This is a genomic window from bacterium, from assembly GCA_030649055.1.
Taxonomy (GTDB): Bacteria; Patescibacteriota; Minisyncoccia; order UBA6257; family JAUSGH01; genus JAUSGH01.
In genome coordinates this window covers 66,125-73,402 of record JAUSGH010000007.1, presented here as the reverse complement: position 1 = coordinate 73,402, position 7,278 = coordinate 66,125, and the positions used below count along the sequence as shown (strand labels likewise).

7 protein-coding genes are annotated in these 7,278 nt (G+C 51.4%); all 7 read left to right on the top strand.

The genetic code is table 11. The annotated features are described in order from the left end of the window. The coding region (locus Q7R85_02080) for a hypothetical protein (GenBank protein ID MDO8584891.1) at positions 1–249 on the top strand (249 nt) is incomplete at its 5' end. Positions 250–537: 288 nt separating this feature from the next. After that, entirely contained in the window at positions 538–1,824 is a 1,287-nt protein-coding gene (locus Q7R85_02075) for a glycosyltransferase family 4 protein (protein ID MDO8584890.1), read from the top strand. Continuing rightward, positions 1,821–2,978, top strand: a complete 1,158-nt coding sequence (locus tag Q7R85_02070) for a glycosyltransferase family 4 protein (protein MDO8584889.1) — start codon at positions 1,821–1,823, stop codon at positions 2,976–2,978. The genes Q7R85_02075 and Q7R85_02070 overlap by 4 nt, the downstream gene beginning before the upstream one ends. 78 nt (positions 2,979–3,056) lie before the next feature. After that, positions 3,057–4,205 (top strand): glycosyltransferase, encoded by a 1,149-nt coding sequence (locus tag Q7R85_02065; protein ID MDO8584888.1) that lies wholly within the window; start codon positions 3,057–3,059, stop codon positions 4,203–4,205. Next, positions 4,202–5,188 carry a lysylphosphatidylglycerol synthase transmembrane domain-containing protein gene (locus tag Q7R85_02060; GenBank protein MDO8584887.1) on the top strand — a complete coding sequence of 329 codons (987 nt, stop codon included), beginning with the start codon at positions 4,202–4,204 and terminating at the stop codon, positions 5,186–5,188. The genes Q7R85_02065 and Q7R85_02060 overlap by 4 nt, the downstream gene beginning before the upstream one ends. After that, the gene (locus Q7R85_02055; protein ID MDO8584886.1) at positions 5,185–6,216 is read left to right on the top strand and encodes a glycosyltransferase family 4 protein; all 1,032 of its coding nucleotides are present in this window, start codon (positions 5,185–5,187) and stop codon (positions 6,214–6,216) included. The genes Q7R85_02060 and Q7R85_02055 overlap by 4 nt, the downstream gene beginning before the upstream one ends. Beyond that, the gene (gene gmd / locus Q7R85_02050) at positions 6,209–7,276 is read left to right on the top strand and encodes a GDP-mannose 4,6-dehydratase (GenBank protein MDO8584885.1); all 1,068 of its coding nucleotides are present in this window, start codon (positions 6,209–6,211) and stop codon (positions 7,274–7,276) included. Before Q7R85_02055 ends, gmd begins: the two co-directional genes overlap by 8 nt. Positions 7,277–7,278 lie beyond the last annotated feature (2 nt).

Sequence of the window (7,278 nt, the reverse complement as noted above, 5' to 3'; positions counted from 1 at the left end):
CGTCGCAGCGCGGAGTTCGGCCAGCGCGCCGCATTCCGTCTCTGCGACGAGGGGAACGCCGGGAAGATTTCGGAAGCGGACTTCCCGGTGAATACTTATACGCCGTGCGGGAAGACCGTCTGGCGTCTCCGGCGTTGCGGCAGCTGCTGCGCCTGGTACGTCTATCGCGATGCGAGCGGCTTCTGCTGCGACTGCTACTGGTTCAGCTTCGGCGTGGACTCCAGCAGCCGTCGCCTTGTCAGCAAGTAGTCGGGCCTTGGGTTGCTTGGGTCCCCTCGGACCCTCGCGACCCTCGGTCACTCGCCTGCCTGCCGCAGGCAGGGATTTCCTCTGGTCGCGCGACCCTGTCGCGCGACCAGATTCTATTTTGTATCCCTCAATAACCATGCGTTGTGTGGGCGAGTTATATGATAAAATACAGATATTCGTTCGCGTACATTATTGTAAGATTGCTTCAGTCGATAGCCATCGGCTTCGCAATGACAGCTGTTATAAATGTAAGATTGCTTCGTCGTTGCTACTCCTCGCAATGACGGCATGAAATTGCTTCGGCTTCGCCTCGCAATGACAACAACATTTAAGCGAAAGATACAAGTACCTATTACGGTTATTCCGACCGAACGCGATAAGCCGCGGGTGGCGATTTTTTTGTTGGCGTATGAGCCGTTTGTCGGCGGGGCGGAATTGGCGGTGAAAGAAATTACCGGTCGTCTCAAAAATGATTTTCAGTTTGATTGTTTTACGCATAAGTTTGACAAAAGCTGGAATGAGAAAGAAGTTCTGGGCGGCGTCGCGGTGCATCGGTTGGGCAAGGGCGGCGAGGCGGGCGATTACTACGGGCATCCATGGGAAAAGCTGCGGTATGTGTTTCGCGCATGGCGCGCGGCGGAGGCGGCGCATCGGGTGCGGCCGTTTCGCCTCATTTGGGCCATTATGGCGTCATATGGAGGCATTGCGGCGCTGATATTCAAGTTACGACATCCGTGGGTTCCACTGCTTTTGACGCTGCAGGAGGGGGATTCGGAGGCGCATATTTTGCGAAGAGTCGGGATTTTTTACCCGCTTTGGCGGATGTTGTTCCGGCGCGCGGACCGCGTGCAGGTCATCAGTAACTACTTGGCGGATTTTGCGCGGAGGCATGGAGCAAAGGCGCCGGTTGCAGTCATTCCGAATGGGGTCGCTATACAAGAAAGCAAAGAAGCAAGAAAGCAAAGAAGCAAGAAAGCGGGAAAGCAAAACGAGGTTGTTATCGTCACGACGTCGAGGTTGGTGCTGAAAAATGGGGTGGATATTCTTATTCGGGCTGTTGCGGAACTTCAAAAAAACGGCGGCGGTTTCAGATTGCGTATTGTCGGCGGTGGGCCAGAGGAGGCGAAATTGCGAGCGCTTGCCGGGAAACTTTCCGTCGCTAATCGTGTTGAGTTTTTGGGACAGGTACCGCCGGAGCAGGTTCCTCAATTGTTGCGCGATGCGGACATCTTCGCGCGGCCGTCGCGCTCCGAGGGTTTGGGAAGCTCATTCTTGGAAGCGATGAGCGTGGGGCTTCCGGTTGTCGGAACGAACGTGGGCGGCATCCCCGATTTTCTTAAAGATCCGGGCATTGTTGGTTTGAAGGATTGCACCGGACTTTTTACAAAACTTAATGATCCCAAAGATCTTGCCGCGAAGATCCGTCTTTTATCGGGCAATGCATTGTTGCGCGAGGCGATTGTGAAAAATGCGAAGAAACTTGTTGAACGTAACTATCAGTGGGATGGCATAGCAGAGCGGATGCGTGAGGTATTTAATGTATGCCTTCGACAGCGCTCAGGCAATAAACTATGACAAAGAACATTTTAATTGTTTCAGGAATCTATCCGCCGGAGATCGGAGGGGCGGCAACGTATGCCGAATTGATGCTCCGTGAATTACCGAAGAAGAATATTGCCGTTGAGGTGCTGACCAATGGCGCGGGAAGCATTCCCGGCGTGCATTTTGTGTCGGCGAAGGGGAAGCTTTGGCGTTACGTCAGGTTTTTTTTGGCGGTGTTCACGCTCGCAAAGCGGTTTGATGTCGTGTACGCCGTTGATTCGTCGTTCGGCGCGGCAACCATTGCGGCGTTCGCGGCGCGGCTGCGCCGAAAAACATTTATCATGCGCGTGACGGGGGATTACGCGTGGGAGCAGGGCATGCAGCGGTTTGGCGTCACCGAACTTCTTGATGATTTTGCACCGCTTGCGGAACGTCGGCGTTATCGATGGCAGGTGCGTTTACTCGCCCGAGCGGAGCGCTATGCCGCAAAACGCGCCGCTGCAATTGTCGCGCCATCGGAATATTTGAAGCGAATTGTGGAAACATGGGGAGTGCCGCCGGAGAAAATCCAAGTCATTCATAACGCGGTTGATGTACCCGTAATCGCGGAAACAAAAAAAGAAATTCGCGAGCGGTTGGGGTGGAAGGGACCAATTGTTGTTTCCGCGGGGCGTCTCGTGCCGTGGAAGGGATTTGCGACGCTCATTGAGGCGTTTTTTGATGTCGCGCGGACTGTCCCCGACGCAAAACTGTTTATCGTCGGTGACGGGCCCGATCAGGCCGTGCTTCAAGAAAAAATTGAGCATATGCATTGCGCCTCATGCGTGGTGCTGATGGGAAAGTTATCGCGCGACCGCTTGGCGCGCTACTTGAAAGGCGCAGATCTTTTTGTGCTGAACACGGGATATGAAGGTTTTTCGCATCAGCTGGTTGAAGCGATGAGCTTAGGCGTGCCGGTTATTACCACTGCCGTCGGAGGGAACGCGGAAGTTATTGAAGACAAAACCAACGGCATATTGCTCGACTATAACGACCGCGAGATGCTTGCCGAAGCGATGAAGTTTTTATTGCGTAACAAGGAGGCGCGTGAGCGCTTGGCGAAAACGGCGATGGAGGACGCGAAACAATACACGAAAGAAATAATGATGGAGAAACTCGTACGGTTGTTCGAAAATCCTAATATCTAATTTCTAATGTTAAATTATTGTATTCCTTCGACTTCGCTCAGGAAATAATTATTTGCTGAGCTTGTCGAAGCGATACCTATGACCATGAAGGTATTAATGTTCTCAACAGACGTAAAAATTTTAGGAGACGGCACCGATGCTCGTCGGCGGATGGTTGAGTACGGCACGCTGTTTGAGGAACTACACGTTGTCGTTTTCACAACGAGGAAGTTTCCAATTCCAAGGCCTAAATCCGAAATAATCGGAAATGTTTATTTTTACCCGACAAATTCGCGGTGGAAGATTGCGCGTTTATGGGACGCATATAAAATTGCAAAATCCATAATTAGAAATTTGAAATTAGAAATTAGAAATTACGTGATTAGCGCTCAGGATCCTTTTGAGACCGGCATTGTGGGCTATATGCTGAAGCGGAAGTTTGGGATTCCCTTACAGGTGCAGGCGCACACAGATTTTTTCAGCCCGTACTTTGCGGCAGAGTCATGGAAAAATCGGTTGCGGGTTATTGTCGGCCGGCGCATTGTCCGCGCTGCGGACAGTGTGCGGACTGTGTCGGAGCGCGTGAAACGTACACTTGTCGGTGAGGGTGACGTCGGCGAAGAAAAGATTACCGTACTCCCGATTTTTGTTGATGCCGCGGCGCTCCGCGCCACACCACCCGCATCCGACTTAAAGAAAAAGTATCCGCAGTTCGGCGAAATTATCCTCATGGCTTCGCGCCTGACGCGGGAGAAAAATATCGGTTTGGGCATTGCGGCGACGCGCGAGGTCGTTAAAAAGTATCCGCACGCGGGGTTGGTGATTATGGGGGAGGGACCGGAGCGCGAAGCGCTCAAGTTTAAAGTTGCAAGTTTAAAGTTGCAAGATACCGTTGTTTTTGAAGAATGGACAAACGAACCCGTTTCCTATTATAAAGGCGCTGATGTGTTCCTGATCACCTCAAATTATGAGGGCTATGGTCGCACAGCGGTGGAGGCGGCCGCGTGCGGACTGCCGGTTGTGATGACTGACGTGGGACTCGCCGGGGAGTTTATTGTTGACGGATTTAATGGTATTGTTTGCCCGATAGGGAACGCTTCCGCCGTTACTGAAGCGCTCGTTCGTTTAATCGAAAAGCCGTCGTTGCGGCAAGAGATGGGGGCGCATCATAGTGAAGTACTCGCGGCGCTTCCGTCGAAAGCCGGGTATCTCGCACGGTATAAGAAAGCGCTTGAAGGTATTGTATGAAAAAATATTACCGCATAATCACTGTCAGCCTATCGTTGCTCCTGCTCTGGTTTCTTCTGGCGCAGATGAGTTTTGGCGATATTATGACGCTTGCGCGAAATATTCGATTGCCATATTTACTCGCGGCATTTGCTATGTATGGAGTAGTGAACGCGTTCCGCGCGGCGCGGTTTTGGGATCTTGTTGCGAGGCGTATTCCATTGCGGCGCATGATAGCGATTACTTTCGCGCATGCATTTGTGAACAGCGTTGCGCCGGCGCGGATGGGGGAGTTCTCTTATGTCTATTACGTACAGCGCACCGGAAAAGTGGGTCTTGGTGTGAATGTCGCATCGCTTTTTATTTCGCGCGCGTTTGATATGCTTTTAACTGTCGCGGCGATGCTTGTCTCTGTCGTCTTTGTCGCGCGGGGACTCCAAAATGCCCAACAGCTTGTTTTTCTTTCCGCCGCGGGATTCATCGTATTGCTCGCGGTGTTTTTTCTTTTCTTTTTTTGGGAGACGAAGGTGCTTTGGGCGATTAACGGACTTTTTGAGTTGTTGCGGCTGAAGCGTTATGCCTTCGGTAGCCGCATGTTGGAGAAAGTTCGGGAGATTATCTCCACGATTGCCGCCGGCCGTGAACCACGGTTATTCGCGCGGACGTTCATGTGGACCATGCTTGTCTGGGCCGCGATTTATTTTATGCTGTGGTTTATCGCGCTGGGCTTGGGTCTCGCAATCGGTTTTTGGCAGTCCGTATTTATGGCGAGTTTGCCGACGCTCGCTTCAACTTTGCCGTTCTACACCATCGGCAATTTCGGATTGTTTGAAGGAGCAAAAACATTGGCGTTGACGCTGCTTGGTTTCGGGCGCGAGCTCGCAATCTCTTTCAGTTTTCTTTCGCATATCGCGGAAATCGTCATGTTTGCAATTCCGGGTATCCCCGCGTACCTTTTTCTTGCGGTAAAAAAATCCGGCGAGGATGCGCAATCTCCCACATGAAACTCTGTATTGTTACGCAGTCTGTTGACGCGAACGACGCCATTCTCGGGTTTTTTAACCGATGGATTTCGGAGTTCGCGAAACATGCCGAAAGAGTGGAGGTTATCGCGAACCGCGTGGGGAGGCATGCCTTCCCGCCAAACGTCGCGGTATATTCGCTTGGCAAAGAGGCGGGCTTCGATCGTCTGCGGCGGTACGTTAATTTTTTCCGCTTCGCGTTTCGCGCTATGCGTCAAACTGACGCGATTTTTGTGCATATGATTCCCGCGTGGGTGGTGTTGCTCTATCCCTTTGCCGCCTTGTTTCGTAAGCCGATATATCTTTGGTATACGCATAAGTCCGTGACGTTGTTGCTTCGTATCGCAACGCTTTGTGCGACACGGGTGTTTACTGCGTCGGAAGAAAGTTTTCGGTTGCAGACATCAAAAAAAGTTGTTACCGGACACGGCATTGACACCGACTTTTTTGTCTCCGGCGAATTTGCGCATGACCCTCAACAACTGAAGCTCTTAGCAGTCGGACGGTTGTCGCCCACAAAAGATTTTCGGTTTATTGTTGACGTGCTTGATGTTTGCCGCGCGCTCGTGCCGCAACGCGTGATGCTGACGGTTGTGGGTGCCCCCGCAACTAACAGCGACGTGCGTTATGCTGCGGATTTGCGCGCGTATATTGCCCAGAAAGGACTCACCGCGTTTGTTGACTTTGTGGGCGCAAAAAGTTATCATGAATTACCGACGTTGTATCAATCGCATGATGTGTTTATCCACGCGAGCGAAACCGGTAGTATTGATAAGGTAGTTATAGAAGCAATGGCTTGCGGAATGCCTGTCGTAACGACAAGCGAGGCATTTCGTGGCATGTTACCTGCGGCATACGCTGCTTTGCGGAAAGACGTGGCGGTAGTGGCAGGCATGGTTGCCGTATTGCGGGAAGGGAAGCGCGACCAGGTATTGCGCGAGATTGTGCTTAAACATCACAACATTAAACAAACGATCGGCAGCATGGTTGACATGATGAAAGATGGCTAAACGAACGGCGGATAAAAAGAAAAAAATCGCGCTTATCACCGGAATCACCGGTCAAGATGGTTCACATCTTGCGGAATTTTTATTGGACAAAGGATACGAAGTGCACGGCATTATCCGCCGCGCCTCAACGTTTAACACGTCGCGCATTGACCATCTTTACCAGGATCCGCACGTGAACGGCGTGAAGCTTTTTTTGCACTACGGCGACTTGTCGGATAGCAGCAATATCTGTAGGATTTTGGAAAAAGTAAAACCCGATGAGATTTATAATTTGGGCGCGCAGAGCCATGTCAAAATCAGTTTTGATATGCCGGAGTACACCGCGAACGTGACCGGTTTGGGCACGCTCCGTATTCTTGACGCGATACGGGAAAGCGGGATGAAAACAAAGTTTTATCAGGCATCGTCCAGCGAAATGTTCGGCAAAGCCGTTGAGCTTCCGCTTAGGGAAACAACGCCGTTTCATCCGCGTTCTCCTTATGGCGTCGCGAAAGTTTTTTCTTATTGGATTACGAAAAATTACCGGGAAAGTTACGGAATGTTCGCGTGCAACGGCATTTTGTTCAATCATGAAGGCGAGCGCCGTGGAGAAACGTTTGTTACGCGGAAAATCACCCGTGGTTTAGCGAGAATTAAACTCGGAAAAGAACAAAAACTTTTTCTCGGTAATTTGGACGCGCACCGGGATTGGGGGCACGCGAAGGATTATGTTGAGGCCATGTGGCTGATGCTTCAGCAACCGAAACCCGATGATTTCGTTATTGCCACTAACGAATCGCATTCAGTTCGGGAATTTGCCGAGGCCGCGGCGCGGCATTTGAAGTTTGACCTTGTCTGGCAAGGGAAGGGCTTGAAAGAAAAAGGCATTGACCGGAAAACGGGGAAGGTTATCATTGAAGTTGATCCGCGGTATTTCCGACCTGCCGAAGTTGACATACTCCGCGGTGACGCCTCTAAGGCGAAAAACATTTTGGGCTGGGAACCAAAGATCGGATTTGGCGAGCTGGTAAGGGTCATGGCTGACGCCGATTTGAAACGGGAAGGGGAAACGCTTGTTTAGAC